This is a genomic window from Metaclostridioides mangenotii, from assembly GCF_017873185.1.
In the GTDB taxonomy this organism is placed as follows: Bacteria; Bacillota; Clostridia; order Peptostreptococcales; family Peptostreptococcaceae; genus Metaclostridioides; species Metaclostridioides mangenotii.
In genome coordinates this window covers 891,828-918,474 of record NZ_JAGGJX010000001.1, presented here as the reverse complement: position 1 = coordinate 918,474, position 26,647 = coordinate 891,828, and the positions used below count along the sequence as shown (strand labels likewise).

The following is a 26,647-nucleotide window of genomic DNA, read 5'->3' as shown; positions in this document are numbered from 1 at the left end:
ATATTAAATTATGCAAGAGTTTTTATATAATGCTTGTTTAATATTTTATTTTAAGATATAAAGAGTATGGAATAATGAATATATTACAACAATATCAGGTAGTTTATGTTTATATTAAACGTCTTCGGGTAATAATAATAGCGTATATTAATACATATTAGTAAATAATATGTTGGTAGAGGATATTACAAGAATATTTAGATTATAAAAGAAATTAGTTAAATGATTGTAAAATAGTATCTTAATGATATATAATAGATACAATAATATTTATACGAGGTGAGATCATGGAAGATAACATAATAAGTTTAATTGATGAAGATGGCGAGACTAGCCAATTTGAAATAATATTGACTCTTGAAGCAGAAGGGAAAGAATATGCAATTCTTATGCCTGTAGAAGATGAAGAAGCGGAAGAAGCTCTTATCTTTAGAATAGATCAAGACGATCAAGGGGATATATTACTACCAATTGAGAGTGATGAAGAATACGAAACAGTAGTAGCAGTATACGATACTCTAATGGAAGAAGAAGGTTTAAACTTCGACGACGAACAGTAGAGGTATTGACAAATATTGCTTAATAATCTAAAATGATAGGTAATAAAGATTATCAACTGAAAACGAGGCGATATTATGTTGAATACATTCGATGTATTAAAAGATAGGTTGAAAGAAACTGGATTTAAAATTACTCCTCAAAGAAGAGCTATAGTTGAAGTTTTAATTAAAAACGATTGTTCACACCTGAGCAGTGAAGAAATCTATGATTTAGTTAGGAAAGATTGTCCAGAAATAGGACTTGCAACTGTTTACAGAACAATGCAGCTTCTAGATGATATTGGTGTGATATCAAAACTTAATTTAGACGATGGTTGCATAAGATACGAAATAAATTTACATGATGAAGATTCTCACAATCATCATCATCTTATTTGTAAAAGTTGTGGGAAAATAATAGAAGTAAAAGAAGATTTGCTGGATAATATTGAAAAAGAAATTCAGGAATTATATAAATTTAAAATTGTAGATCATGAAGTCAAATTTTATGGTTTATGTGAGTCTTGTAAAGAGTAATTTAAAAAATAGAGGATATGTTGTATTTGCTCAGATTTTATTTGAATTCTAGCCAATACATGATATCCTCTATTTTTATTTTATTATTTATTTTTGGATTATAATTTATATATTGATAGAAGAACTATAGCAAATAGAACGAGTATAAACAGGTACTCGGCAAAATTGCTGAATTTTCCTCCCACTTTTAAAAATCCAAGAGATATTTTTTTGTCACTTATTGGATAAAATAGTGGGACACCTTGTTTCGTGAATAAATCTCCCATAAATATATGGCTACCGTATCCAATAGTTCCATAAATAGATAAATAGCCCAATCCAGAAACCAATTCAATCTGCTTTAGTATAAAGTAGATCATAATTACTGCGAACAAACTATGGGAAAAGCTTCTATGTTTAAGCCATGGAAAAACTGCAAAAATTAGTGCAAACATAACAAAATATATTTGAACGTTTATAAAATATAAAGAAATAGCTAACAATATAAATATAAGCGATAAAAAAACTTTTCTGATAAGTGTATGAGTGATTTTTGCCTCAATTATTATTATAGCGACAAATGTTATTATAGCGCTTATATAGAAGTTTTCATTTATATTTATAGAGATAAAAAAAATAAGTATATTCACCAAATAAATAAAAATTTTATATATATATTTAGATATATCATTTTTAAATATTAGTTGTGATATAGAAGAATTAGGTTGGTCTAAATCAGGTAAAATTGAAAAAATAGTGGCGACCAAAATACCGACTATCGAAATAGGAATTTTAAATATTAATGATGTCTGTATGGCTGTTAAAAACCCGATTGCACCATGAGATTTGCCGCGCATAAACCCTCCTAATTAGTAACTTTATAGTATTTAGAGAATATCAGAATTAGATAATTTTGTCAAAATAGTACAGTTTATGTATTATAAATATGGCTTAAAATTAAATACAAACTATGTTACAATGTAAGTAACTGGTAAAGAGCGTGTGATTTGATATTAATAGTAATTTTAAAATTAAATAGACAGAAGGAGATGATGCAATTGATCAAAAAAAATGCCAATAAGATCAAGGTAATGGCCTTGGGCGGACTCAATGAAATCGGTAAAAATATGACTGCGATTGAGTATAAAGATGAAATAATTGTAATCGATGCGGGACTGAGCTTCCCGGAAGATGAAATGTTAGGAGTGGATATCGTAATCCCAGATATCACTTACCTTGTGAAGAACAGGGACAAAGTTAAAGGGATATTTATTACACATGGTCATGAGGATCATATAGGAGCACTACCTTATATACTTAAGAAGATAAACGTACCCGTATATGGATCTAGATTAAGTGTAGGGTTGATTCAAGTTAAACTTAAAGAACACAAAATGAATAATATCAAAATAACAACGGTTGCTCCAAGAGAAATAATAAAAGCAGGATGTATGGATGTCGAGTTTATTAAAAATAATCATAGTATACCAGATGCCTACTCCATAGCTGTACACACAGATCAAGGGATAATATACCATACTGGAGACTTTAAGGTTGACTTTACTCCAATAGATGGTGATGTTATGGACCTAGACAGACTCTGTGAGTTAAGCAACGAAGGAGTTCTTTTAATGTTGGCGGATAGTACCAATGTGGAAAAACCAGGATTTACTATGTCGGAGAAATCAGTAGGTGTTGGTTTAGACGATGTATTTGCAAAATCTAAAGACAGCAGGATAATTGTAGCTACATTTGCTTCAAATATTCACAGACTACAACAGATAATATATGCAGCTGAAAAATTTGGTAGAAAAGTCGCAATGTCTGGTAGATCAATGGTAAATGTATTTGCAGTTGCTAAAGATCTGGGGTATCTAGAGATATCTGACGACATGATGATTGATTTAAATGATATATCTAAGTATGAAGACAAAGAATTAGTAATAATAACTACTGGTTCACAAGGGGAGCCTATGTCAGCTCTTGCAAGAATGGCATATTCAGAGCATAAAAAGGTTGAAATCAAAGATGGAGACGTTGTTGTAATGTCTGCTCATCCAATACCAGGAAATGAAAAGTTGATTTCAAAAGTAATAAACCTTTTATTAGAAAAAGGTGCATCTGTTGTTCACAGCGATGTAGCAGATATACATGTATCTGGACATGCTTGCCAAGAAGAATTAAAACTTATTCATACACTAGTTAAGCCAAAATACTTTATGCCAGCTCATGGTGAGTATAGAATGCTAAAAACACACGCAAATTTAGCAAAACAACTTGGTATGAATGAAGATAATATATTTATCATGCAAACAGGAGATATACTTGAATTAGATAAAAATTCAGCTAAAGTTGAAGGAAGAATTCAAACAGGAAATGTATTAGTTGATGGATTAGGTGTAGGAGATGTTGGAAATATAGTTCTTAGAGATAGAAAACACCTGTCTGAAGACGGTTTAATGATAGTAGTGGTTACTATATCAAAAGACGAAGGAAAAGTCCTAGCAGGGCCAGATATAATCTCTAGAGGATTTGTATATGTTAGAGAATCAGAAGATCTTATAGGTGGAGCTAAAGATGTAATTAAAAATGTACTTTTAGAATGCGAAGAAAAGAACATTAAAGAATGGGCTTACCTTAAAAATAATATAAAAGAAAATCTAAAGGATTACTTATACCAAAAAACAAAGAGAAATCCTATGATACTGCCAATAATAATGGAAGTATAGTTGTATGAAAGAGCTTTAATTTTTTAAAGCTCTTTTTTTTTGAGAGGCCGTGAAAAAGTTGGATATTAGATATTCTTTACATGTTAGACAAAGAGTGTCTAAAAATGCGGAGCATATCTAATATCCGACTTTTTAGCTATTCTCTGATAGAAAGAAGAGCTTAAAAAATTAAGACTTCTTTAGGCCACGGAGTGGCATTGATATGTAGAATGAGATTACGTAAATAAGCATAGGAAAATATGAACTGATCATGTAGACAAGTAGCCGTCCAGAATGCTCAGTGCATATTTCCTATGCTTATTTGCTTTGTTGATTTAAAATAGATAGCGATTTCAAAATTTTAGTTTTTATGTAAGGAAATACCATAGTAATATTTAGGAATTTGCAAAAGCTATTTGTGTAACTGATTTTTTGTGAATTTAATTTTTTGGAGGTGTTATCTTTGGAGAAAAAAAATATAGATGATAATGCAATACGGGCCTTGAAACAGCTTAGGTTGGAAGTTGCAAATGAATATGGTGTGGATAGGGAATTTGTTTTTGATGCTTTGGAAAATGCTGCTTCTGGTGGAGTTTTGGAGGGGTATTTTGGAAAATTACCGTCGATAAATAGTGATAAAAAAACTAATGGTAAGGTTAGGGAATAAAAAAACCTAAAATAGAGAAAATAACTGTAAATATATATAAAGAGGTGAGAAAGATTGAAAAAAATAACTAGTATGTTATTGGCGATGATGATTGCACTTACCCCTGTTCGATTTTCGTATGCTAACAATAATGATAGTGAGAAACAAAAGACTGAACTTGCTTCTAAATCGGCTATTCTTATGGATGTTGGAACAGGTAAGGTTCTCTATGAAAAAGATCCCCATAAAAAGCTTCCACCTGCTAGTGTGACGAAGGTTATGACTATGCTGCTTACGGTTGAGGCTATTGATGAGGGAAAAATAAAGCTAAATGACAGTGTTCAAATAAGTGAAAATGCTTCTAGTATGGGAGGTAGCCAGATATTTTTAGAGCCTGGAGAAACTCAGACTGTGGATGATCTTTTAAAAGGTATTGCGGTTGCATCAGCTAATGACGCTTGTGTTGCAATGGCAGAACATATTTCTGGTAGTGTTGAGGAGTTTGTTAAGAAGATGAACTCTAAGGCTAAAGAATTAAATATGAAGGATACAAATTTCGTTAATACAAACGGTTTACCTGTAGATAATCACTACACTTCGGCAAATGATATAGCTATTATGTCAAGGGAATTATTAAAGCACGATATGATTAGTAAATATCTAACGACTTGGATGGATAAAGTTGTTGTTGGAAAGAAAAAGGTAGAAGTCGGTCTTGCTAATACTAATAAAATGATTAAACATTTTAACGGAGCTACTGGCGTAAAGACTGGATTTACTAAAGAAGCTAAGTATTGTCTTTCAGCGTCGGCAAAAAGGGGAAATACCCATTTAGTTGCGGTAACGTTAGGAGCTGAGACTTCTCCTGAAAGATTTAGCGACGCATCTAGTTTACTTAACTACGGTTTTGCAAACTACGAGAGTGTGAAGATAGCTAATAAAAACGACAGAGTCGGAAAACTCAATTTAGATAAGGCTGATGATAATAAAATTGACTTAGTTGTAAAAGATGACCTAACTGCTTTAGTTAAAAAAGGTGAATCTAAAGATTTTAAAAAGGTAATTAAACTTGAGCAAAATCCAAAACTTCCAATTAAAAAGGGAACGGTTTTAGGAAAAGTTCAGATAATGAAGGATAATAAAGTAATAGGTGAAGTCGATCTTATAAATACTAAAGATATTAAGAAGGCAAGTTATATTCAAATGCTTCAAAGAATCATAGAAAATATGATATAATAGTATAATTGTTAAATTAAAAAAGAAGTCTGATGGCTTCTTTTTTAATTTACTTCATAATTTAGATGTAATTTAATAACAACTTTGATTAAACTACAATAAATTGATATAATGAGGAATATAAAAAATTAGGAGAGAGATATATGGGATTAGGAAACTTCGATATAACTACACTGATAAATTCAGTTGTTGCAATAGCCGTAGCGATATCAGTCCATGAATTTGGTCACGCTTTTGCAGCCCATTTACTTGGAGATGATACAGCAAAAGATGAAGGTAGAATGTCTTTAAATCCAATGAATCACGTTGATCCAATTGGTATACTGATGTTGTTTATTTTTCATTTTGGATGGGCAAAACCCGTTCCAGTAAATCCGAATAACTACAAAAATTATAGAGTTGGTAACTTTATAGTTTCTATGGCCGGTGTTGTGTTTAATATATTAACTGCTATACTATGTTTAATTTTGATGAATTTTATAAAAGTATATTATGTTGTAGATATTTTAAATTTAATTATTATGTACTGTATGGGATTGGCTGCATTTAATTTACTTCCAATACCTCCACTAGATGGATGGGGAGTTTTAGCATCGTTTATACCAGATAGATTTAGCGAGTACATGTATCAATTTGAAAGAGTAGGTTTTTTTGTGCTTTTAATAGCACTTGTAACAGGATTATACACTGTAGTGCTAAATCCTATATACAGTGTTATATTTTCAATAGTGACATTCTTTGCAGGATATAGATAAAGAGGTAATAAAATGGAGTATAATTTTCAATTACAAGTATACGAAGGTCCTCTGGATCTTTTATACGATTTAATAACCAAACATAAAATAGAGATAAAAGATATATCTATTGTGGATATTACAAATCAATATATCGATTATTTAAAGATGATGGATAAGATGGACTTGGAAGTAACTAGTGAATTTATAGCAATGGCATCAAAGCTTCTTGAAATTAAGTCAAAGTTTTTATTGTACAATAAAAAAGAAGATGAAGAAGATCCTAGGATAGATCTTATGGAACAGTTAGAAGAATATAAAAAATTCAAAGAGGCATCGCAAGAACTCAATAAAAATATAAGATATATAAACGATAGATTCTATAGAAATCAACAAGAAATAGTGGCAGATGAGTCTATTTCATTTGAAGATATAACCTTAGAAGATATAATGAAAATTTTGCCTAATATTATAAGCTCTAGAAAAATCAAAGATACTGTAGATGAAATTGATGAAAAACTAGATAAGCTTATTAACAACAAAATAGTTCCTATAGAAGAAAAGTCTAAATACATAAGAGAGCTTTTGCAAAAAACAGATGAAGCAAAGTTCTCGAAAATTATTGATGGATACGATATAAATGAAGTAGTAGCTACATTTTTATCTTTGCTCGAGTTAATAAAAGTTAAAGAGGTAGTAGTAGAGCAAGATCTTTTATTCAACGATATTTTAATAAAGAAAAAGCTGGAGAATTAGATTATGAGACGTGAAGATATAAAATATATAATAGAAGCGGTTATGTTTGCATATGGTGATCCAATAACTATAAAAGAGTTAAATAGCATAATCAATGATGAATTATCTCCTAAAGAGATAGAGATCATGTTAAATGATTTAATAAATGAATACAGAGAAAAAGATAGAGGCCTGCAAATAATCAAGTTAGAAGATAAATATCAAATGTGTACAAATACTAAATATGCAAATTTCATAAGCAAAATTATAGAACCTCAAAAGAAAAAAAGTCTGAGTCAGGCAACGCTAGAGACGCTTACAATAATAGCATATAAGCAACCTATCACAAAACTTGAAATAGAAAATATTAGAGGTGTTAAATGTGATAAGGCTGTAAGTACTCTATATGAAAATGACTTGATTGTAGAAGCTGGAAGGCTTGAAAAAATAGGAAGACCAATTATTTATAAAACAACCGAAGAATTTTTAAAGACATTGGGAATCGAAAAGCTAGAAGATCTTCCACCTTTAGATCAGTATAAATTAAAGGAATAATGCAACATGTCTCGAATCGTATAGAAACTTAAAAGATAATAAGAGAGGTCTTGAAAATAATGTATATTATTTTTGAGGCTTTTTTTATTTTTAGATTTTAAGTTTCAATATAATGTTAATGATTTTATGCTATATTTTATTGAAAAGAGTATAGTTATTAGTTTTTTTGATGATAATATAGATATGAAACTTTTTGAATTATATGGAGTCAGTGGAGCAACTTTAGCAATAGTTTTAGTTTTTACACTTATATTTATAATTTCTATTTCTTCTTTAAATATAATTATATATTCTAAGATAAGGAATGAAGATGTAGTTATAAATTTAAATGTAAAATTTCTATTTAATTTAATAAATATAAATAGACAGATTTACCCAGCCGAAGAAAAAGAAAAAAGAGAGAAGGGGAAAGCGAAGTATAAGGAGAAAAATTTATTGCTGGCCGACGACATTTTAAGTATTTACTATTTATTAAGCAAGGTAAAATTAGAGGAATTTTACTCAGATATAGAGTTTGGAAATACAAATATACAGTTTACATCATTTATATTTATACTTATAAATACAGTATACGGTAATATTATAAATCTTATAAAGCCTAAAAAAATATATTTAAACGTAAAGCCAAACTATTTAAAAGATTACTTAGTTGGTAATGTAAAGCTGCATTTAAAACCAAGGATAAAGGATTTAATTTATTTAGGAAGAACCCTTTACAGTATATATAAGAAAAATAAAGGCGAATTTAGGGAAGGTGATAAAGATGAGAGCGACAGGGTCGATCAAGAATCTTATGGAGACAACTGTTGAAACCATTAAAGGTTCTATAGATGCAAATACTATTGTAGGGGATCCAATTCAGACTGAAAGTACTGTAGTAGTCCCTATTTCTAAAGTAACAATAGGATTTGGAATCGGTGGTGGAGAGTACTCCAAAGGGTATGATAAAAATAAAAAAGTAGAAATCGATTTAAATAACAGTGAAGAAAGAAATGATACAAATTTTGCAGGTGCAAGTGCAGGTGCAATTTCAATTCAACCAGTTGCCTTTGTGGTAGTTGAAAATGGCGAAACACGACTTATGAGTATGGACAGCAGTGTAAATTTAGTAGACAATATATTGAACATAACTCCAAAGGTATTAGAGAAAATTCAAAATATGTCGAAAAACAATAAAAAAGAGTGTGATAAAAAGGGAAAGAAACATCATAAAAATAAAAGATAATATTAACTTATAGGAAAAAGACTTTCTAAATAAAATGAGCGATTGATTACTCGTACTATAATCAATCGCTCATTTTGGTTTAGAATTAAATATTAAATCTTTAATCCTAAAAGTTGGCAATCTGAGAATAAATCGAAGATTATCTTATCTGCCTTTTAGGTTTAATTCATCATTAATAGCAACAGGGATATAAATGATGCTTGTAACTATACAGAAAATAAGTATACTAAACACATTGTAGTTTAAAAATGCGTAAGGATAATTCGAATTAGTTATTGTATTCAATATAAATAAAAGAGGAAAATAAAGTGTACATGCAATTAAATTATCCTTAACTGCGGAACTATTTATTTTAAATTTTCTTACCTCTGTCATATATATTAAACAATATATGATTAAACACTTAGTAAATAAAAATAGTCCAGATTCAATACTAAAAAAAGTAGTATCTAGATCTCTAAAGAACCAAATTTCACCGAAAGTGGATACAATACTCCAGGAGAAATACACATTGAATAGGTGATATTTTTTTAATATGAATATAGCAAATGCCAAGTACACTACTATAAAGCTAGTTCCTATAGGCATTGAAGTACCTACACTGTACTCTTTTGAGAAAGTTTTAACCATTTGGTCCAAAACTACAGAAAAAATGAGTAAAACAGAAAGAATCTTTTCAATAAAATAGCTATATGGTAGCATATTTTTTATTAACTTAGGACAAAAAAGTAAAAATAGAGCAAATAAAAATATTACTACTAAATGATTGCCAGAAAAATGGCTGATATCGAACATGTTAACGATCCTCCCTCTAAACACTTAATTGTATATGTATATTCACTAAGACGTAATTTAATATATAATATAATAAATGTATTAAAAAATATTATATATTAAAAATATCAACATAAGATAAAGGAGGTAATTTAGTTGCAAATAAAAAAAGCAGTTCCAGAAAATATAGACAAAATAATGGAAATAGTAATGGAAAATAAAAAAATAATGATAAATGAACACAATACACAGTGGGATGATACATATCCGATGAAGGAGAGTTTTGAAGAGGATATAAAAAATGGGGAACTATATAAAATTTGTGAAGGTGAAGAAATGTTAGGCGTAATTTGCTTAAATGAAGTTGAGGCTAAAGAGTACATAAATGTAAACTGGTCAAAAAAGGGGCCTGCAATAGTCGTACATCGAATGTGTATTACTCCTAATATACAGAAAAAAGGAGTTGGAAGGAAGTTTATAGAATTTGCAGAAGAATTAGCTAAAGAAAAAAAGTACTTTTATATAAAAGCTGATACTTACGATGAGAATATTAAAATGAATAATTTTTTACTTAAATGCGGATTTGTAAAAACAGGTGAGGTAAATTTAAGAAAGAAACCAAAACATTTTAATTGCTATGAAAAATTATTGTAAGAACTAGTTAATACATTACACAAATAAGTCATGAAACATCTGTTTCATGACTTATTAAAATCTATAAATTGTTATTAAAGTCTATTTAAAGGATTGGGTTGTGTAGAAAATTTATAAACCTAATCTTTTTTCTTTATGTAGCCTCTTTTTTCAAGTTTAGCTATATGCTCTTTTCTTATTTCTTCTATATTTATTCCGTATTGTTCTTCAAGTTTAAACATCATTGTGATACAAGTTTGAGCTACATCCATTAATTCTTTTGCTGTTTTTTCTATTATTTCTATTTCATCTAGAGAATTATTTTCTCCGCTTAAATTCCTGTATTTACCTATACATTCAGCTAATTCACCTTGTTCTTCACCCATTTTTATAAATGTAGATTCTAAAGTTGGGCTGAGGTTGTTTAGTTCTGGTAGGGAAATTGTCTTTAATTTCATAATTATCTCCTTTCAGTGGATTAATTTATACTATCAAAAATCCTTTAGACATTATACTAAAAATGTATAATAATATCAAATATTAATCTATTCTGATTCTAGAACTGCCTTATATAATATCTCTCCAACTGGTTCATTGATTACGACACTAGCATTTCCATCGTATCCAGTTTTACTTTTGTTTATAAGTACTATATCTTTTCCCTTATAATAGGATACAAAGCTTGCAGCGGGATATACAACTAGAGAGGTTCCCCCTATGATCAATAGATCGGCTTCTTCTATAGCTCTTATAGCATTGTTTATTATGGTATTGTCTAGTGCTTCTCCATATAAAACAACATCTGGCTTTACTATAGATCCACATTCATCACAGTGAGGCACACTGCCTTCTAAATTTAACATCTCGTTTAAATCGAAAAATTTATTGCAGTTCAAACAGTAGTTTCTATGGACACAACCGTGTAATTCGTACACAGTTTTACTTCCGGCCATTTGATGTAATCCATCTATATTTTGAGTGATCACAGCTTTTAATTTTCCTAATTCTTCTAGTTTTGCAAGAGCTATGTGTGCTTTATTTGGTTTTGCATCTTTGTATATTAGTTTGTCTTTGTAAAATTTGTAGAACACATCAGGATACATAACAAAGAAAGAGTGTGATACTAATTCTTCTGGAGAAAAGTTTTTATTTAGCTTTTCATTAAAAAGCCCTGAGGCACTTCTAAAATCAGGGATATCTGATTCTGTAGATACTCCAGCTCCTCCAAAAAACACTATATTATTCGATATATCTATAAGTTCTTTTAATTTATCTATACACATATTGATCTCCCTTCTGAAACAAATACTTCATTCATATTATTAGATTGTATAAAACGAGCTTATTATTACATTATATCAAACTAGTAAAGTTATTGGTATTACCGTAATTTTCAAGCTAATATACACGGGCAACGTGTGTTCTGTATTTACCTTTTAAAATAATTGTCGTATAATATAAAAGAAATAGTTACAAATTTATTACAAAATAAGAAAAAGGTGGGAGATTGAGTGAATAAAAAGACTTTTATAACTACGCTGATAGTTTTACAGATGGCAGCTCTTAGTGTCAATGCTACAGGTAATCAGACGGTTTTAGATAATAATGCTAATAAGACAGCACAAAGCACAACAAAATCCAAATGGGATTCTGTTTATTCAAATATGGTTGAGGCCGGAAAAATAGGAGATAGAATTTTAAATCCTGGAGATGAAAATACAGGAGAAGATGACGGTAAGGTAATAGATATGGATGGAGCAGTGGTAAACCACAGTCCTCTTGATTATTCATTATCAAATCATGTTGATAAACAACTTTCTCAAGGAACAAACTTGGTAAACAAAAATGCATCAAAAAGCAGTGAAATGATGACTACTTATTTGATGAAACAATTGTCTAGATCATATGTAAATGCAGAGAGGACTGATTTAGAGTATTACCTAAATCCTTATAACTTTACAGATACAGAAAAAGGTATGATGCAGTTTTTAAAGACCAACACATACAGAGAAGTATCAGTTGATAGATTAAATACATACTTAAATTCAAAGACAACAGATATATTTCACAATAAAGGACAAGCCTTTAAAGATGCAGCTAAGAAGTACAATATAGATCCAGTTTATTTTGTGGCTCATTCAATGTGGGAGACTGGATACGGAAAATCTACATTAGCACAAGGTCAGCTTTTAACAACGTTCAAAGGAGAAAAATTAGAAAAGCCAGTGATGGTTTACAATTTCTTTGGTATAGGAGCAGTAGATGGTACAGCCAATCTATCTGGAGCAGAAGCTGCATATTCAAATGGATGGACTACTATAGATGCAACTATAGATGGATCAGCTAAGTGGATATCTGATAGTTACTCAAATAGCGCTAAGTACAATCAAAATAGTGTTTATAAGATGAGATGGAATTACGATATAACTTGGCATCAATATGCTACAGATGTAAACTGGGCTAACGGAATCTCAGGTGTTATGTACGGGTTAATAAATATTTACGACCCTAACGCTGTTTTAGAATTTGAAATACCACAGTATTGTAAATAAAATTAATTAAGATAGAAAATTTTTTACATAGACTATGAAAGTTAATATATTGATATTAGTATTTAGATACCGAGATGTAAATTGGGTATAAGGTTATAGAGATTACATAAATTTCTATAGCCTTTATTTATTTTGAATCAAATTTATATGATATAATTTACTTTGAGTCAAGCTTAATAAATAAGTAAATGATGCAATATCTCTTTGGAAAGGAATGATTAAATGGATAGTGTTAAAGAATATTTGGACAAACTTGAAATAAACAACAGTATTCTCGATAGGCAGTTGAAAGAAGTGTATATTCAGCGTGTAGTCTACTTTAAGGAAGATAAAATTGTATACTTTCACCTTACATCTAAGGATATAGTCCTTCACGACTTTTTAGACATGCTTAGTAAAGAGCTATCTGGCAAGCTTGGCTATTTTCGAGAGATTAAGATAAAAATTAAATATACAGGTTTAGAAAGATCGAAGAATAAAGATATAGTGAAGAAATATTGGAGTAATATTCTCTATATATTAAAGAGCATCTGTCCAGCCCTCGCAGGTTGGCAAAAACAGGTTGAGTACATGTGTCTAGACGATAACTTAAAAATAAAACTTCCAAAGACTATTTTTTACGATAGACTTATGAGTAAAAATGCTATACATGTATTAAATAATGTTTTTACAGAAGAGCTAGGTATGGATTTAAATATAACACTTGAAAAAGCGGTTGATGCAGAGATTGATATAGATAGCATTATTAAAAACAGCGACAGTGAGCTAGAGGAAAGAATAAAGGCACTCGAGCTTAAGGAGTCTGAAATAGATCAAGAAACTGAAGAAGGTTGTGCTGTTTTAAACGATGAAGTTGATGAAAATATGATTTTTGGCGACAATGTAAATGCACCGGTAGATTCTATCGATAGTTTAAAGGAGTCTTCAGGTACAGTCGGTATAGTAGGCGACATTTTCGATGTTGAGATAAAAGAACTTAGAAACGGTAAGATATTAATGATAGCGCTTATAACAGACTATACGAGTTCTATAGCGTGTAAGTTATTCTTAACTGATACTAACAAGGATGGTGTACTTGATCGTGTTAAAAAGGGTACTTATCTAAAAATTAAAGGGGATGTAATTTTCGATACTTACCAAAGAGAGATAAGTATGACTATAAGCGGAATTAGATTAGAAGAGAGACCTCAGAGATTTGATAAATCCGAGGAAAAAAGAGTTGAACTACATGCACATACTCAAATGTCTTCAATGGATGCTATATGTTCAGTTAAAGAGCTTGTTAATAGAGCAGCTTCTTGGGGTCATAAAGCTATTGCTATAACCGATCATGGTGTAGTTCAAGGATTTCCTGATGCGATGTCTGCTGCTAAGGCAAATGATATAAAAGTTCTTTATGGAGTTGAGGGATATTTAGTAGAAGATGATTTTAAGATAATAGAAGGTGCAAATGACAAAGAACTTTCTCAGTCATTTGTAGTATTTGATATTGAGACAACAGGTTTTTCTAATACGAATGATAAAATTACTGAGATAGGTGCAGTTAAAATACAGGACTTTAAAGTTGTAGATAGATTTAGTGAACTAGTAAATCCAGAAAAAGATATATCCTATAAAATACAAGAACTTACTGGAATAACCAATGATCTAGTTAAGGACAAACCGACTATTGAGGAAGTGCTACCTAGGTTTATGGATTTTATAGAGGATAGTGTATTAGTTGCACATAATGCAGAATTTGATACTGGATTTATATCAGAAAAGTGCAGACAGATGGGCTTAGATTACAATAGCAAAAGCGTAGATACATTGATGCTTGCGAGAGTGCTTCTTCCTGAATTAAAAAGGCATAGACTAAATGTTGTAGCGAAAGCTTTGGGGATTCAACTTTTAAATCACCATAGGGCTGTAGATGATGCTGATGCTACTGCACTCATATTTATTAAATTTTTAGAAATGTTAAAAGAGAAGGGAGCAAATACTTTAAGCGAGGTTAATGATGTACTCGGAAAGATAGACTACACTAAGTTAAACACTAGCCACATAACGCTTATAGCTCAAAATCAAACAGGAATTAAAAATCTTTATAAAATAGTTTCTGATGCACATATAAATCACTTTTACAGAGCTCCAAGAATATTAAGAAGCGTCTTAAATGAATATAGAGAAGGTTTAATTATCGGGTCAGCTTGTGAGGCCGGTGTAGTGTATCAAGCAGTAAAGAAAAATACACCTGATGAAGAGTTAGAAAAAATACTTGAACTCTACGATTACATTGAGATTATGCCGACTGATAACAATCAATTTATGATAGATAAAGGTGAAGTAAGAGGCAAAGAGGAGTTAAGGGATATAAACAGGAAACTTGTAAAAGTAGCAAAAAAATTCGGCAAAATACCAGTTGCAACTGGAGATGTCCACTTTTTAGATAAACATGAAGCAATTCTTAGAACAGTGCTGAAATATTCACAAGGGTTTAAAAATGATGAAGAGGAAACTTACCTTCATTTTAGAACAACAGATGAGATGATTGAAGAGTTTAGCTATTTGGGAGAAGAGTTAGCATACGAAGTAGTGGTTAAAAATACCAATAAAATTGCAGATATGGTCGAAGATGTAAAACCTATACCTGATTCTACATATCCTCCAATTATTGAAGGATCAGATGTTGAACTTAGGGAGATGTGTTATAAAAATGCGATTAGGATTTATGGTGATCCTCTCCCTGATATTGTTAAAAAGAGATTGGATAGAGAGTTGAACTCTATAATAAGCAACGGTTATGCAGTTATGTATATAATTGCCCAAAAACTAGTTGCAAAATCTATGGAGGACGGTTATCTAGTTGGATCTAGGGGATCTGTTGGATCTTCTTTTGCGGCGACAATGAGCGATATAACAGAGGTTAATCCACTTCCTGCACACTATATTTGTGAAAATGAAGACTGTAAGTATTCGTATTTTTACGATGTCGGTGAGTGGGGATCCGGTATAGATTTGCCTGCGAAAGACTGCCCTAAATGCGGAAGACCCCTTGCTAAAAATGGTCAGGATATACCATTTGAAGTTTTCCTGGGATTCGAGGGAGATAAGGAGCCAGATATAGATCTTAACTTTTCAGGAAACTATCAACCCATTATACATAAATACACTGAGGAGCTTTTCGGTGAAGGGTATGTATATAGAGCGGGGACTATAGGTACGGTTGCGGATAAAACGGCCTTTGGATACGCAAGAAAGTATATAGAAGAAAATAATATTACTGTACCAAATGCAGAAGTATTGAGGCTTTCAAGTGGATGTACAGGAGTTAAACGTACATCTGGACAGCATCCTGGTGGCGTTATGGTTATACCGGATTATAAGGATGTTTACGACTTTACACCAATTCAGTATCCAGCTAACGATAGGGAATCAGGGGTTATAACTACCCACTTTGATTATCATTCTATAAGTGGTAGAATTCTTAAACTAGATATACTTGGACACGACGGTCCGACACTTATAAAAATGATAGAAGATATTACTGGAATAAATATATTAGATATACCACTGGACGATGAAAGGACAATGTCTTTGTTTACATCGACAGAAGCTTTAGGGGTAACTCCAGAAGAGATAGGTTGTCCTATTGGTTGTTTAGCTATACCAGAGTTTGGGACTAAGTTTGTTAGACAGATGCTATTAGATACCAAACCTACAACATTTGCCGAGCTGGCTAGGATTTCTGGACTTTCACATGGTACCGATGTTTGGGTAAATAACGCTCAAGACTTGGTTAGAGATGATATAGTGGGGCTTAAAGACGTTATATCAACACGTGATGATATAATGAACTACCTTATATTCCAAGGGCTTCCACCAAAGATGAGCTTTACTATAATGGAGAATGTTAGAAAGGGTAAAGGTCTAAAGCCAGAACACGTTGAAGAAATGGTTAAAAACAATGTGCCTGATTGGTATATTCAGTCATGTAAAAAGATTAAGTACATGTTCCCCAAAGCCCATGCAGTCGCTTATGTTATGACATCTTTTAGGCTTGCATATTGCAAGGTAAATTATCCTGAGGCTTTTTATGCTACTTACTTTACAACCAAAGTAGAGGATTTTGATGCCGATTTGGTTGTGAAGGGAATGGACGCAATTAAAGGAAAGATGAATGAAATAGAAGCTATAGGTAATGATGCTACAACTAAAGAAAAAGGAATGTACACAGTTTTAGAGGTTGCACTAGAGATGTACGCAAGAGGTATAAAGATTTTACCCGTAGATATATATAATTCTGATGCTAAAGAGTTCAAAGTACTGGGAGAAAAAACTTTACTTCCTCCAATGACTTCTTTACAGGGACTTGGTGAAAATGCTGCGATAAATATACAAAATGAGCGTAAAAAAGGAGAATTCATCTCGAAAGAAGACCTTAGAAAGAGAGCAAAAGTTTCAAAACCAGTTATAGAAGTTCTTACAAATCACGGATCGCTAGAGCGAATGAGCGATAGAAATCAGCTTTCTTTATTTTAAAAATTTGCAAATCCAGTAAATGTGTGATATTATGTAATTAAAATATCATACTTGGTCAAAAATAAGAGTGGGGCGTCAGTTCTCACTCTTTTGTTTTATGATATGTTGGATTTACTACAATTGAATAAGGAGGTTTAAAATGAAAAAGAATTTAGAAGCTTTAGTAGAAAGCATAGTAATAGAAGTTACAGACAGTCATGGATTTGAATTAGTAGACGTAGAGTACGTAAAGGAGTCAGGGGAGTACTACCTGAGAATATATATAGATAAACCAGAGGGAATATCACTTGCTGAATGTGAAACAATAAGCAGAGAACTTAGTCCTATACTTGATGAAAAAGACCCAATACAAGAGAACTACTTCTTAGAGGTTTCTTCTCCAGGTCTAGACAGACCTCTTAAAAAAGAAAAAGATTTTATTAGATACAAAGGTAGAGATGTTGAACTTAAACTTTATAAACCTTTAAATGGCAGTAAGCAATTTGAAGGGACACTTTTAGAATTGACACCAGAGAATATTATAAAATTAGAGATAAACGGAAGTACAGTTGAATTTGATAAAAAAGATGTCGCTATAATAAGATTGGCGATTAAGTTTTAAAGGTATAATAAAACTATGGAGGAAAATGGGAAAATGAATCACGAGTTTATGGAAGCATTGGATGAATTAGTAGTTGATAGAGGAGTAGATAGAGACATATTAATTGACACTATTGAGCAAGCAGTTTTAACTGCATACAAAAAGAACTTTGGATCAGCTCAAAATGTTAGAGTAGAGTTTGACAAAGAAAATGGAATAAGAGTTTTCTCTCAGAGAACTATAGTGGATGAATCTGACTTATACGATGCTTTTTTAGAAATCGATATAGAAGATGCAAGAAAGATAAATCCTAACTATGAACTAGGGGATATAATTGAAAATGAAGTTACTCCTAAAGACTTTGGAAGAATAGCAGCTCAGACAGCTAAGCAAGTAGTAGTTCAAAGAATAAGAGAAGCTGAAAGAGAAATAGTATACAATGAATTTATAGAAAAAGAAAATGAAATAGTAACAGGAGAAGTTGCAAGAGCAAACAAGAATGTTGTTCATGTAAACTTAGGAAGAATAGAAGGCGTTATGACTCAAAGTGAGCAAATACCTCAAGAGTTCTATAAAGCGGGACAAAAAATGAAGTTCTTTATACTAGAAGTTAAGAAAACTAATAAAGGGCCACAAATTGTTGTGTCTAGAAGTCATCCAGGACTTGTTAAGAGATTATTTGAAGAAGAAGTACCTGAGATTTACGAAGGTATTGTTCAAATAAAATCTGTAGCTAGGGAAGCTGGATCTAGAACTAAGATGGCTGTTAGGTCTATAGATGAAAAGATAGATCCAATTGGAGCATGTGTTGGCCCAAAAGGACTTAGAGTAAAAAACATAGTAGACGAACTTGGCGATGAGAAAATAGATATAATCAAGTACGACGAAGATCCAGCTGCATTTATATCAGCTTCACTTAGTCCATCTAAAGTAGTTAAAGTTGATGTAAACGAGGCAGAAAAATCAGCTCTAGTAATTGTTCCAGACTATCAATTATCATTAGCCATAGGTAAAGAGGGACAAAATGCAAGACTTGCAGCTAAACTTACTAACTGGAAGATAGATATAAAGAGTGAATCTCAAGCTGAAGAGGAGATGCTGGCAGCTGCAAATAAAAAAGAAGAAGTTTTATCTGAAAATGTTGAAGATGTAGACAAATTAGATGAAGCAATGGATTTTGAAGATATAAATGAAGTAGTAGATACAGATGAGATAGATGAAGTTCAAGAAAATGAAATAGATGATGATAATTTAGACGATTAGAGATAATAAGGAGGGGTTATTTTTGAAAAAGGTAAAGAAAGTGCCTCAAAGAAAATGTATCTCATGTCAAGATAGAGATTCTAAAAAAGAGCTTATGAGAATAGTTAAAAACAAAGATGGAGAAATCTTTGTGGACAAAACTATGAAGGCAAATGGAAGAGGAGCTTATATTTGTAAAAGTGAAGAATGTATAAAAAAAGCTATTAAAAGCAAAGCTTTAAACAAGGCTTTCAAAATGGAGATTCCAGACGAAGTTTATGACAGTATATTATCGGAGTTAGACAGCGATGATAAATAATGTAGATAAATCAAAAAAAGTCTGTTCATTTATAGGGCTTGCTATGAGAGCAGGAAAAGTTGTATCAGGAGATGATTCAACTCTGTTAGAATTAAAGAAGGGCAGAGTTAAATTAGTCTTAATAGCCGAAGATGCTTCAAAAAACACTCAAAAACTATTCAAAGATAAGTCATCATATAGAAATATACCATATATAATCTGTTTAACTAAAAACGATATGGGATTATCTATGGGAAAATCTCCTAGAGCCGTAGTTGGAATAAAGGATGAAGGTTTTGCAGATAGTATTAAGCGATTAATGGAAGTTTAAAATATAATAGGGGGTGATCTTGTGTCAAAAACAAGAGTATACCAGGTAGCAGAGAATTTAAATGTATCTACGGAGGATTTAATAAAAAAACTCGCTGAAATAGATATAAACGTAGAAAAAGATGATGTTCTAGAAGATGAAAACCTAGAGCTTGCGATGGAATTATTTGGGTCGGAAGACGAAGATAATGGAAATAAAATAGTAGTAGAAGGTGAAATAACAGTTAAGGACTTAACTGAGAAATTAAATAAACCAGCTTCAGAAATAATAATGAAACTCATGAAAATGGGAACAATGGCAACAATAAACCAAGAGATTAGTTTTGAGATGGCTTCTTTAATAGTAAATGAGTATGGATTTGAATTAATTCAGTCAGAAAACGATGAGAAAGAAGCTCAAGAAATAGAAGAATTAATGCAAATAGAAGAAGATAAAGAGGAAGATTTAAAACCTAGACCACCAGTAGTAACAGTTATGGGTCACGTTGACCACGGTAAGACTTCTCTACTTGATGCTATAAGAGAATCGAATTTTATATCAGCAGAAGCAGGTGGAATAACTCAACATATAGGTGCCTCTGAAGTAATGGTAAATGGTCAAAAGATAGTATTCTTAGATACACCTGGACATGAGGCCTTCACTTCAATGAGAGCTAGAGGGGCTCAAGTTACGGATATAGCGATACTAGTAGTTGCCGCAGATGATGGTATAATGCCTCAAACTATTGAAGCTATAAACCATACTAAGGCTGCTGGAGTTCCGCTAATAGTAGCAATAAACAAAATAGATAAACCAGAAGCAAACCCTGACAAAGTAAAACAAGAGCTTGCTGATCAAGGTTTACTAGTTGAAGACTGGGGTGGAGAAGTTATATCTGTACCAGTATCAGCAAAAAAGAGAGAAGGAATAGACACTCTTCTTGAGATGGTTCTATTAGTTGCTGAAGTTGAAGAATTAAGAGCAAACCCTGACAAGAGAGCTGTTGGAACAGTAATAGAAGCAGAATTAGATAAAGGTAGAGGACCAGTTGCAACTGTACTTGTTCAAGGAGGTACTCTAGAAGTAGGAGATCCGATAGTTGCAGGAGCTGCAAGTGGTAAAGTAAGAGCTATGATAAACTCAAAAGGTAAAAGAGTAAAAGTAGCTGGACCATCTACAGCAGTTGAAATATTAGGACTTTCTGAAGTTCCTCAAGGTGGAGATCAATTCGTTGAAGTTCCAACTGATAAAATAGCTAGAAGCGTCGCTGATAGAAGAAAACAAATGCAAAGAGATGAGCAAATGAAATCTTCTCAAAGATTGTCTCTAGATGCACTATTTGAACAAATGAACGAAGGAAATGTAAAAGATCTTAACATAGTTATAAAAGCAGACGTACAAGGTTCTGTACAAGCTGTTAAGCAATCACTAGAAAAACTTTCAAATGAAGAAGTACAAGTTCAAGTTATTCACGGTGGAGCAGGAGCTGTAACAGAGTCAGACGTACTACTTGCAGCTGCATCTAATGCGATAATCATAGGATTTAACGTAAGACCAGTTCCAGGGGCTGAATCATTAGCACAAAAAGAAAAAGTAGATGTAAGAACTTACACTATAATCTACAAAGCTATTGAGGATATACAGCAAGCAATGACTGGTATGTTAGACCCAGAGTACGTTGATGAAGAAACTGGTAAAGTTGAAATCAGAGAAATATACAAAATATCTGGAATCGGTACAGTTTGCGGATGTTATGTAACTTCTGGTAAGGTATTTAGAAATTGTAAGGTTAGAATAGTAAGAGATAGTATTATAATTCATGAAGGTGAGATCGCTGCACTTAAGAGATTTAAAGATGATGTTAAAGAAGTTAATACTGGGTATGAATGTGGTATTAGTATCGTTAACTATAACGATCTAAAAGAAGGCGATATTATAGAGGCGTATATAACTAAAGAAGTACAGAGAAAATTATAAAATATCAAATACCTAAAATATCAACAGATAATTTAAGGTTAGATAAGTAATTTTAAATAATTATACAATCAGTATTAATAGTTATAGGCCAAATTTTGTATAAAGAAGGTTGATAGCATGGCATCATACAATAGAACAGCTAGAATAGCTGAGGAAATAAAAAAAGTTGTAAGCACAATGTTGATAAGTGGAGTAAAAGATCCACGTATAAATTCTATGGTAAGTGTAACAGATGTAGAGGTTACAAACGACCTTAGATACGCTTATGTTTACGTTAGCATACTTGGTGGAGATCAAGATTCGACTCTTTTGGGACTTAAAAGCGCTGGCGGATATTTAAGAAGAGAATTAGGTAAAAGTATAAAACTTAGATACATTCCTGAAATAATATTTAAGGTTGATGACTCTTTAGAGAGAGGAATGTACATGGAAAAACTTATAAATAGTGTAAATAAGAAAAGCTCAGATAAAGTAGAGGTAGAAGACGATGACAAATAGTATAGACAATATACTAAAGTGTATAGAAGAAAATGAAACTTTTCTTGTAACATCTCATGTCAGCCCAGATGGAGACAATCTGGGGTCTACACTGGCTACTTACTACGCATTAAAAAAACTAGGTAAAAAGGTATTTTATGTGCTTGATGATACTATTCCTCTAAACATGAATTTTCTAGTTGATGGAGTAGAAAAACTTAGTTCACAGGAATTTAGTCAAAATGACTATGTAGTAATTACACTAGACTGTGGAGACAAAAATAGAATATGTATAGATAAAACTTTAATTGAGGGTGCAAAAGTACTTGTAACTATTGATCATCATGCAAGCAACGATGGCTACGGAGATATAAACTTTATAGATACTGAAGCTTCATCTACATGTGAGCTTGTATATAGACTTTTAAGTAGATATAAAAAACTAAACGGAGTCAATCTTATAGATGAGAAAATCGCTACAGCACTTTACACAGGTTTAGTTACAGATACAGGTAACTTCTCCTATACAAATGCAGATGAAGAGAGCTTCGAAGTAGCAAGAAACCTTCTAATGATGGGTGCAAAAAAAGAAGACATAATAATCAATGTATTTCAAAGCAATTCATTCAGCTACTATAAGCTGTTAGGTGAAGCTCTAAATACATTAGAAGTGCACGGTTCAGAAGTTGCATGTATAACCTTGACTAAGGATATGCTGGATAGAAACGATATCAGTTACAATGATGTCGACGGTATAACTACTTACACTAGAGATATTAAAGGAATAAATATAGGTATTTTATTCAAGCAGAGAAATGAAAATGAAGTTAAAGTAAGTTTGAGATCTAAAAACAATACAGATGTTAGTAAAATTGCACAAGTATTTGGAGGCGGAGGTCATACAAGAGCTGCAGGATGTACTATTGCAGACTCTGTAGATGTCGCTAAGAAGAAAGTACTAGATGCAGTTTTAAACACATTACAAGGTGAGATCAATGAATAAAGTTATTAATATTCTAAAACCAACTGGTATGACATCGCATGATGTTGTAAGTGCAGTCAGAAAAATTTTGAACACTAAAAAAGTTGGTCATACAGGAACACTGGACCCAGACGCATCAGGAGTACTTCCAATATGTGTAGGGAAAGCCACAAAGATAAGTGAATTTATACTTAGTAAAGACAAAGAGTACTTATGTGAGATGACTTTAGGAATAAGTACAGATACTTATGATTCATCTGGAACAATTTTAAATAGATCGGATAATATAGATTTTGACATCGAAGATATAGAAAAAGCCTTTGATAAACAGAGGGGTGAAATTGAACAATTTCCCCCAGTTTATTCGGCTTTAAAGATAAATGGAAAGAGAATGTGCGATTTAGTCAGAAGTGGTAGGGAAGATGAAATCGTACTAAAATCTAGGAAAGTAAATATAAAAAATATAGAAATTCTTAGATTTGAAAGCAACAAAGTTGTGTTTAAAGTAGAGTGTTCAAAGGGTACATACGTTAGAAGTATATGCCATGATATAGGTGAAGAACTAGGATGTGGAGCACATATGTCTCTGCTTATAAGGACTTCTTCAGGAATGTTCAAGTTAGAAGATTCAATTACACTTGAAGAATTAGATGCCAAATTTAAAGATGGATCACTTGAGGATTATCTTAAAGATGGAGATGTAGACTTTGTGCTTAGAGAGTATAAATATATTTTGTTAAACGACAATGCCTTAAAATACTATACAAATGGCGGCGCTATTGATGAGAGAAGATTTTTAAAATCAGACTACAGAGATAACGATGAATTTGTAAGGGTTTATAGCAAAGATGAGTTTATAGGAATTGGGAAATTGACTAAAAGTAATAACATAACTACAGTTAAAAGTGTTAAAATGTTTGTGTAGACTATATTTTTGACGAGGATATTTATATGGAAATAATTAAATCATTAGATAAAATTAAAGATATTTCACACAGTGCTGTTACCATAGGAAATTTTGATGGAGTACATAAAGGGCATCAAGTTTTGATAAATAAGACTGTAAAAGCCGCCAAAGAAAACGGCGTAAAGAGTGTTGTTTTTACTTTTGAAAATCACCCAGTAAACTTTTTTAAGTTAGATACTGTAAAAAATATAATTAGCAACGAGGATAAACTCAAAATTTTTGAGTCTATGGACGTAGATGTAGCTGTAATTGTTCCGTTTGATCATTATATGACTACTGTAGATCCAACTGCATTTGTAGAGGATATTTTAGTAGACAAGCTGCATGCTAAGTTTATTATTATAGGTCATGACTTTAGTTTTGCAAAAGAAAAAATGGGAAACTCTAAGTTTTTACAGAGTGTACAGGATAAATATAAATTTGATGTAGAAATTGTAGAGCCAGTTATGATAAGGGGCAAAAGGATAAGTAGTACATATATCAGAGAGCTAGTATCAAATGGCAGAGTAGAAGAAATAAAAGAATACCTTGGCAGAAACTATAAAATCAGTGGGGAAGTAATCCATTCTAAAAAGTTGGGTAGAACCATCGGATTCCCAACTGCAAATATAAGCATGGACAAAGGTATGCTTACGCCAGACATTGGAATATACGCATCAATAGTAAATATAGATAAAGAGTTGTATTTTGGCGCGACTAATGTGGGATATAATCCTACTGTAAATGGCCAGAGCTTATCTCTAGAGACCAATATAATAGACTTTGATAAAGACATATATGGAAAAATTATAGAAGTTGAATTTTTGGAAAAGATAAGAGATGAAATAAAATTTGACGGTATAGAAGGTCTTAAAAATCAACTTGCTAAGGACGTAGATTACGTTAAGAGAAACTATGTTTGCAAAATAAAATAATTTATGTTAAAATAGTTTAGGAAAATAACCATTACTCGGCATTTGAATACTCCAATCAATGCTTAGTATTTGGCGATTATTAAATATAATGGAGGTTTTACAAATGAACAAAGAAGTAATCATAAATGAATATGCAAGAAAAGAAGGAGACACAGGTTCTCCAGAAGTACAAATAGCTTTATTAACTACTAGAATCAATGAGTTAAACGAGCATTTAAAGATTCATAAAAAAGATCACCACTCAAGAAGAGGACTTCTTAAAATGGTTGGTAGAAGAAGAAATCTATTAGCTTACCTAAAAGAAAAAGATCTTGAAGGATACAGAGCATTAATAGCAAAATTAGGATTAAGAAAGTAATTTATTTCTATATTAAAGCAGGTATTTAAGATACCTGCTTTTTTGTAATTTTTATCGAAATCCCAAATATCTACATATTTTAAGTAATTTCCGATTTTTTAAGAGGTATAGTGTATAAGTCGTATACAATATTTAAATTATTTAGTATTTATTAATAGAAATTCGTACATATTGAACTTATAGAGGAAAAACATAACTTATATAGAAATTTTATTATATGAAGGAGGAGATTATTTTGAAGATAAAATTAGTTTGTGATAGTCTGTGTGATATACCAAAAGAAATAATGGAGAAAGAATACATTGAAATAGTTCCGCTTACTATAATGGTTGATGATAAGGAATTTAGAGAAGGCGTTGATATAAATAAACAAGAGTTTTACGACTTGGTAAAAAAAATAAATGTTATACCAAAGACGTCTCAAGCCACATATATGGAATTTAAAGAGGTTTTTGATAAGTATATCGCAGAGGGTTATGAAATTATTTGCCTGACAGGTGCAGCGAATACCTCTGGAACATTTCAAAGTGCTACATTAGCTAAAAATGATACAGATCAAGATAAGATACATGTATTTGACACACGCAATTTATCTCTTGGAAGTGGACAGTATGTAATTAAAGCATGCGAACTACTTGAGAGCGGAATGGATGCAAATGAAATAGTTGAAGAATTAGAGTCAATTTATAGCAGTGTTAGACTAATATTTATGCCTTACACTCTAAATTTCTTAAAGAAAAGTGGCAGAGTACCAATTACTACAGCTTTAGTAGGAAATATGTTAAATATAAAACCTATATTTTTCTTCGATGATGGAGAAGCTAAGCTTGTCAATAAAGTAAGAGGATCAAAGCAAGTTGCTACTAAACTTGTAGATATGATATTAGAGCTTTGTAAAGGAAAAAATATAGAAAATATGATATTTACTATAGGTTGTGGAGATAATATAGAGGATATAGACAAATTAGAAGAAGAAGTTAAGAAGAGAATAAATTGCAGAAGGCTTTTATTTACTAGAGGTGGAGTTGCAATTTGTTCACATACAGGTCCGGATATACTTGCTATAAGTTGCTCAAATTAAGTGCTTTATTGATATACAAGTATATTTATATTGTCTAATTATACTATTTTTGATAATATATTACTTAGGACTATGAACGTGTTTTTA

At 31.5% G+C, this 26,647-nt stretch carries 28 protein-coding genes; 24 read left to right on the top strand and 4 right to left on the bottom strand.

Annotated features, from left to right (window positions below):
- Window positions 1-287: 287 nt before the first annotated feature.
- A complete protein-coding gene (locus tag J2Z43_RS04400; protein ID WP_027701679.1) occupies window positions 288-560 on the top strand; it encodes a DUF1292 domain-containing protein in 273 nt (90 codons plus the stop codon).
- Window positions 561-635: 75 nt separating this feature from the next.
- Window positions 636-1,076: a Fur family transcriptional regulator gene (locus J2Z43_RS04395; RefSeq protein ID WP_024622033.1), complete on the top strand. Its 441-nt coding sequence runs from the start codon at window positions 636-638 to the stop codon at window positions 1,074-1,076.
- A 98-nt stretch (window positions 1,077-1,174) separates the two neighbouring features.
- On the opposite strand, the gene J2Z43_RS04390 is transcribed toward J2Z43_RS04395, so the two are convergent.
- On the bottom strand, window positions 1,175-1,912 hold the full coding sequence (locus tag J2Z43_RS04390) for a metal-dependent hydrolase (protein ID WP_209456017.1): 738 nt from the start codon (window positions 1,910-1,912) through the stop codon (window positions 1,175-1,177).
- Between the two features lie 195 nt (window positions 1,913-2,107).
- On the opposite strand from J2Z43_RS04390, the gene J2Z43_RS04385 reads away from it, so the two are divergent.
- The 8 genes from J2Z43_RS04385 to J2Z43_RS04350 all read left to right on the top strand — a co-directional run bounded on the left by J2Z43_RS04385 (window position 2,108) and on the right by J2Z43_RS04350 (window position 8,894).
- The gene (locus J2Z43_RS04385; RefSeq protein ID WP_185748337.1) at window positions 2,108-3,784 is read left to right on the top strand and encodes a ribonuclease J; all 1,677 of its coding nucleotides are present in this window, start codon (window positions 2,108-2,110) and stop codon (window positions 3,782-3,784) included.
- 442 nt (window positions 3,785-4,226) lie between these two features.
- Window positions 4,227-4,430, top strand: coding sequence for a CD1290 family small acid-soluble spore protein (locus J2Z43_RS04380; RefSeq protein WP_234925964.1), 204 nt, complete (start codon window positions 4,227-4,229; stop codon window positions 4,428-4,430).
- A 54-nt stretch (window positions 4,431-4,484) separates the two neighbouring features.
- Entirely contained in the window at window positions 4,485-5,645 is a 1,161-nt protein-coding gene (locus J2Z43_RS04375) for a D-alanyl-D-alanine carboxypeptidase family protein (RefSeq protein WP_209456016.1), read from the top strand.
- 143 nt (window positions 5,646-5,788) lie between these two features.
- Window positions 5,789-6,400, top strand: coding sequence for a site-2 protease family protein (locus J2Z43_RS04370; protein WP_209456015.1), 612 nt, complete (start codon window positions 5,789-5,791; stop codon window positions 6,398-6,400).
- A 12-nt stretch (window positions 6,401-6,412) separates the two neighbouring features.
- Entirely contained in the window at window positions 6,413-7,135 is a 723-nt protein-coding gene (locus tag J2Z43_RS04365; RefSeq protein ID WP_209456014.1) for a segregation and condensation protein A, read from the top strand.
- Between the two features lie 3 nt (window positions 7,136-7,138).
- Entirely contained in the window at window positions 7,139-7,669 is a 531-nt protein-coding gene (gene scpB, locus J2Z43_RS04360; RefSeq protein ID WP_209456013.1) for an SMC-Scp complex subunit ScpB, read from the top strand.
- Between the two features lie 183 nt (window positions 7,670-7,852).
- Window positions 7,853-8,479 (top strand): DUF2953 domain-containing protein, encoded by a 627-nt coding sequence (locus J2Z43_RS04355; protein ID WP_209456012.1) that lies wholly within the window; start codon window positions 7,853-7,855, stop codon window positions 8,477-8,479.
- Window positions 8,433-8,894: a spore germination protein GerW family protein gene (locus tag J2Z43_RS04350; protein WP_209456011.1), complete on the top strand. Its 462-nt coding sequence runs from the start codon at window positions 8,433-8,435 to the stop codon at window positions 8,892-8,894. The genes J2Z43_RS04355 and J2Z43_RS04350 overlap by 47 nt, the downstream gene beginning before the upstream one ends.
- Window positions 8,895-9,038: 144 nt before the next feature.
- Here the strand turns inward: J2Z43_RS04350 and J2Z43_RS04345 are convergent, their stop codons facing one another.
- The gene (locus tag J2Z43_RS04345; protein WP_209456010.1) at window positions 9,039-9,689 is read right to left on the bottom strand and encodes a TMEM164 family acyltransferase; all 651 of its coding nucleotides are present in this window, start codon (window positions 9,687-9,689) and stop codon (window positions 9,039-9,041) included.
- A 135-nt stretch (window positions 9,690-9,824) separates the two neighbouring features.
- Here J2Z43_RS04345 and J2Z43_RS04340 point away from each other — a divergent pair, with 135 nt between their 5' ends.
- Complete coding sequence (locus J2Z43_RS04340) at window positions 9,825-10,322, top strand: GNAT family N-acetyltransferase (protein WP_209456009.1); 498 nt, start codon at window positions 9,825-9,827, stop codon at window positions 10,320-10,322.
- Between the two features lie 119 nt (window positions 10,323-10,441).
- Here the strand turns inward: J2Z43_RS04340 and J2Z43_RS04335 are convergent, their stop codons facing one another.
- Both J2Z43_RS04335 and J2Z43_RS04330 read right to left on the bottom strand, forming a co-directional pair.
- Window positions 10,442-10,759, bottom strand: a complete 318-nt coding sequence (locus J2Z43_RS04335) for a MazG-like family protein (protein WP_024620660.1) — start codon at window positions 10,757-10,759, stop codon at window positions 10,442-10,444.
- Between the two features lie 87 nt (window positions 10,760-10,846).
- Window positions 10,847-11,584, bottom strand: a complete 738-nt coding sequence (locus J2Z43_RS04330; RefSeq protein ID WP_209456008.1) for an NAD-dependent protein deacylase — start codon at window positions 11,582-11,584, stop codon at window positions 10,847-10,849.
- Between the two features lie 228 nt (window positions 11,585-11,812).
- On the opposite strand from J2Z43_RS04330, the gene J2Z43_RS04325 reads away from it, so the two are divergent.
- The 13 genes from J2Z43_RS04325 (at window position 11,813) to J2Z43_RS04265 (ending at window position 26,560) form a co-directional block, all read left to right on the top strand.
- Window positions 11,813-12,853 carry an N-acetylglucosaminidase gene (locus J2Z43_RS04325; RefSeq protein ID WP_327786919.1) on the top strand — a complete coding sequence of 347 codons (1,041 nt, stop codon included), beginning with the start codon at window positions 11,813-11,815 and terminating at the stop codon, window positions 12,851-12,853.
- Between the two features lie 222 nt (window positions 12,854-13,075).
- Entirely contained in the window at window positions 13,076-17,374 is a 4,299-nt protein-coding gene (locus J2Z43_RS04320; protein WP_209456007.1) for a PolC-type DNA polymerase III, read from the top strand.
- A gap of 139 nt (window positions 17,375-17,513) precedes the next feature.
- Window positions 17,514-17,975, top strand: coding sequence for a ribosome maturation factor RimP (locus J2Z43_RS04315; RefSeq protein WP_209456006.1), 462 nt, complete (start codon window positions 17,514-17,516; stop codon window positions 17,973-17,975).
- Window positions 17,976-18,008: 33 nt separating this feature from the next.
- Window positions 18,009-19,217 carry a transcription termination factor NusA gene (gene nusA / locus J2Z43_RS04310; RefSeq protein WP_209456005.1) on the top strand — a complete coding sequence of 403 codons (1,209 nt, stop codon included), beginning with the start codon at window positions 18,009-18,011 and terminating at the stop codon, window positions 19,215-19,217.
- A gap of 22 nt (window positions 19,218-19,239) precedes the next feature.
- The gene (rnpM, locus tag J2Z43_RS04305) at window positions 19,240-19,515 is read left to right on the top strand and encodes an RNase P modulator RnpM (RefSeq protein ID WP_027701696.1); all 276 of its coding nucleotides are present in this window, start codon (window positions 19,240-19,242) and stop codon (window positions 19,513-19,515) included.
- Window positions 19,505-19,825, top strand: coding sequence for a L7Ae/L30e/S12e/Gadd45 family ribosomal protein (locus tag J2Z43_RS04300; protein ID WP_209456004.1), 321 nt, complete (start codon window positions 19,505-19,507; stop codon window positions 19,823-19,825). Before rnpM ends, J2Z43_RS04300 begins: the two co-directional genes overlap by 11 nt.
- 21 nt (window positions 19,826-19,846) lie before the next feature.
- Window positions 19,847-21,781 (top strand): translation initiation factor IF-2, encoded by a 1,935-nt coding sequence (gene infB / locus J2Z43_RS04295; protein WP_209456003.1) that lies wholly within the window; start codon window positions 19,847-19,849, stop codon window positions 21,779-21,781.
- Between the two features lie 117 nt (window positions 21,782-21,898).
- The gene (rbfA, locus tag J2Z43_RS04290) at window positions 21,899-22,279 is read left to right on the top strand and encodes a 30S ribosome-binding factor RbfA (RefSeq protein WP_027701699.1); all 381 of its coding nucleotides are present in this window, start codon (window positions 21,899-21,901) and stop codon (window positions 22,277-22,279) included.
- Entirely contained in the window at window positions 22,269-23,261 is a 993-nt protein-coding gene (locus tag J2Z43_RS04285) for a DHH family phosphoesterase (protein ID WP_209456002.1), read from the top strand. The genes rbfA and J2Z43_RS04285 overlap by 11 nt, the downstream gene beginning before the upstream one ends.
- A complete protein-coding gene (gene truB / locus J2Z43_RS04280; RefSeq protein WP_209456001.1) occupies window positions 23,254-24,165 on the top strand; it encodes a tRNA pseudouridine(55) synthase TruB in 912 nt (303 codons plus the stop codon). The genes J2Z43_RS04285 and truB overlap by 8 nt, the downstream gene beginning before the upstream one ends.
- Before the next feature lie 26 nt (window positions 24,166-24,191).
- Window positions 24,192-25,121 carry a bifunctional riboflavin kinase/FAD synthetase gene (locus tag J2Z43_RS04275; protein WP_209456000.1) on the top strand — a complete coding sequence of 310 codons (930 nt, stop codon included), beginning with the start codon at window positions 24,192-24,194 and terminating at the stop codon, window positions 25,119-25,121.
- A gap of 103 nt (window positions 25,122-25,224) precedes the next feature.
- A complete protein-coding gene (gene rpsO / locus J2Z43_RS04270; RefSeq protein ID WP_077065764.1) occupies window positions 25,225-25,479 on the top strand; it encodes a 30S ribosomal protein S15 in 255 nt (84 codons plus the stop codon).
- Between the two features lie 235 nt (window positions 25,480-25,714).
- Window positions 25,715-26,560, top strand: coding sequence for a DegV family protein (locus J2Z43_RS04265; RefSeq protein WP_209455999.1), 846 nt, complete (start codon window positions 25,715-25,717; stop codon window positions 26,558-26,560).
- Window positions 26,561-26,647: the final 87 nt, after the last annotated feature.

Bases quoted from the DNA above. Each gene is read 5' to 3' on its own strand.
- J2Z43_RS04400 (WP_027701679.1), top strand. From the start codon at position 288: ATGGAAGATAACATAATAAGTTTAATTGATGAAGATGGCGAGACTAGC.
- J2Z43_RS04395 (WP_024622033.1), top strand. From the start codon at position 636: ATGTTGAATACATTCGATGTATTAAAAGATAGGTTGAAAGAAACTGGA.
- J2Z43_RS04390 (WP_209456017.1), bottom strand. From the start codon at position 1,912: ATGCGCGGCAAATCTCATGGTGCAATCGGGTTTTTAACAGCCATACAG.
- J2Z43_RS04385 (WP_185748337.1), top strand. From the start codon at position 2,108: ATGCAATTGATCAAAAAAAATGCCAATAAGATCAAGGTAATGGCCTTG.
- J2Z43_RS04370 (WP_209456015.1), top strand. From the start codon at position 5,789: ATGGGATTAGGAAACTTCGATATAACTACACTGATAAATTCAGTTGTT.
- J2Z43_RS04365 (WP_209456014.1), top strand. From the start codon at position 6,413: ATGGAGTATAATTTTCAATTACAAGTATACGAAGGTCCTCTGGATCTT.
- scpB (WP_209456013.1), top strand. From the start codon at position 7,139: ATGAGACGTGAAGATATAAAATATATAATAGAAGCGGTTATGTTTGCA.
- J2Z43_RS04355 (WP_209456012.1), top strand. From the start codon at position 7,853: ATGAAACTTTTTGAATTATATGGAGTCAGTGGAGCAACTTTAGCAATA.
- J2Z43_RS04350 (WP_209456011.1), top strand. From the start codon at position 8,433: ATGAGAGCGACAGGGTCGATCAAGAATCTTATGGAGACAACTGTTGAA.
- J2Z43_RS04345 (WP_209456010.1), bottom strand. From the start codon at position 9,689: ATGTTCGATATCAGCCATTTTTCTGGCAATCATTTAGTAGTAATATTT.
- J2Z43_RS04335 (WP_024620660.1), bottom strand. From the start codon at position 10,759: ATGAAATTAAAGACAATTTCCCTACCAGAACTAAACAACCTCAGCCCA.
- J2Z43_RS04330 (WP_209456008.1), bottom strand. From the start codon at position 11,584: ATGTGTATAGATAAATTAAAAGAACTTATAGATATATCGAATAATATA.
- J2Z43_RS04320 (WP_209456007.1), top strand. From the start codon at position 13,076: ATGGATAGTGTTAAAGAATATTTGGACAAACTTGAAATAAACAACAGT.
- J2Z43_RS04315 (WP_209456006.1), top strand. From the start codon at position 17,514: ATGAAAAAGAATTTAGAAGCTTTAGTAGAAAGCATAGTAATAGAAGTT.
- nusA (WP_209456005.1), top strand. From the start codon at position 18,009: ATGAATCACGAGTTTATGGAAGCATTGGATGAATTAGTAGTTGATAGA.
- J2Z43_RS04300 (WP_209456004.1), top strand. From the start codon at position 19,505: ATGATAAATAATGTAGATAAATCAAAAAAAGTCTGTTCATTTATAGGG.
- rbfA (WP_027701699.1), top strand. From the start codon at position 21,899: ATGGCATCATACAATAGAACAGCTAGAATAGCTGAGGAAATAAAAAAA.
- J2Z43_RS04285 (WP_209456002.1), top strand. From the start codon at position 22,269: ATGACAAATAGTATAGACAATATACTAAAGTGTATAGAAGAAAATGAA.
- truB (WP_209456001.1), top strand. From the start codon at position 23,254: ATGAATAAAGTTATTAATATTCTAAAACCAACTGGTATGACATCGCAT.
- J2Z43_RS04275 (WP_209456000.1), top strand. From the start codon at position 24,192: ATGGAAATAATTAAATCATTAGATAAAATTAAAGATATTTCACACAGT.
- rpsO (WP_077065764.1), top strand. From the start codon at position 25,225: ATGAACAAAGAAGTAATCATAAATGAATATGCAAGAAAAGAAGGAGAC.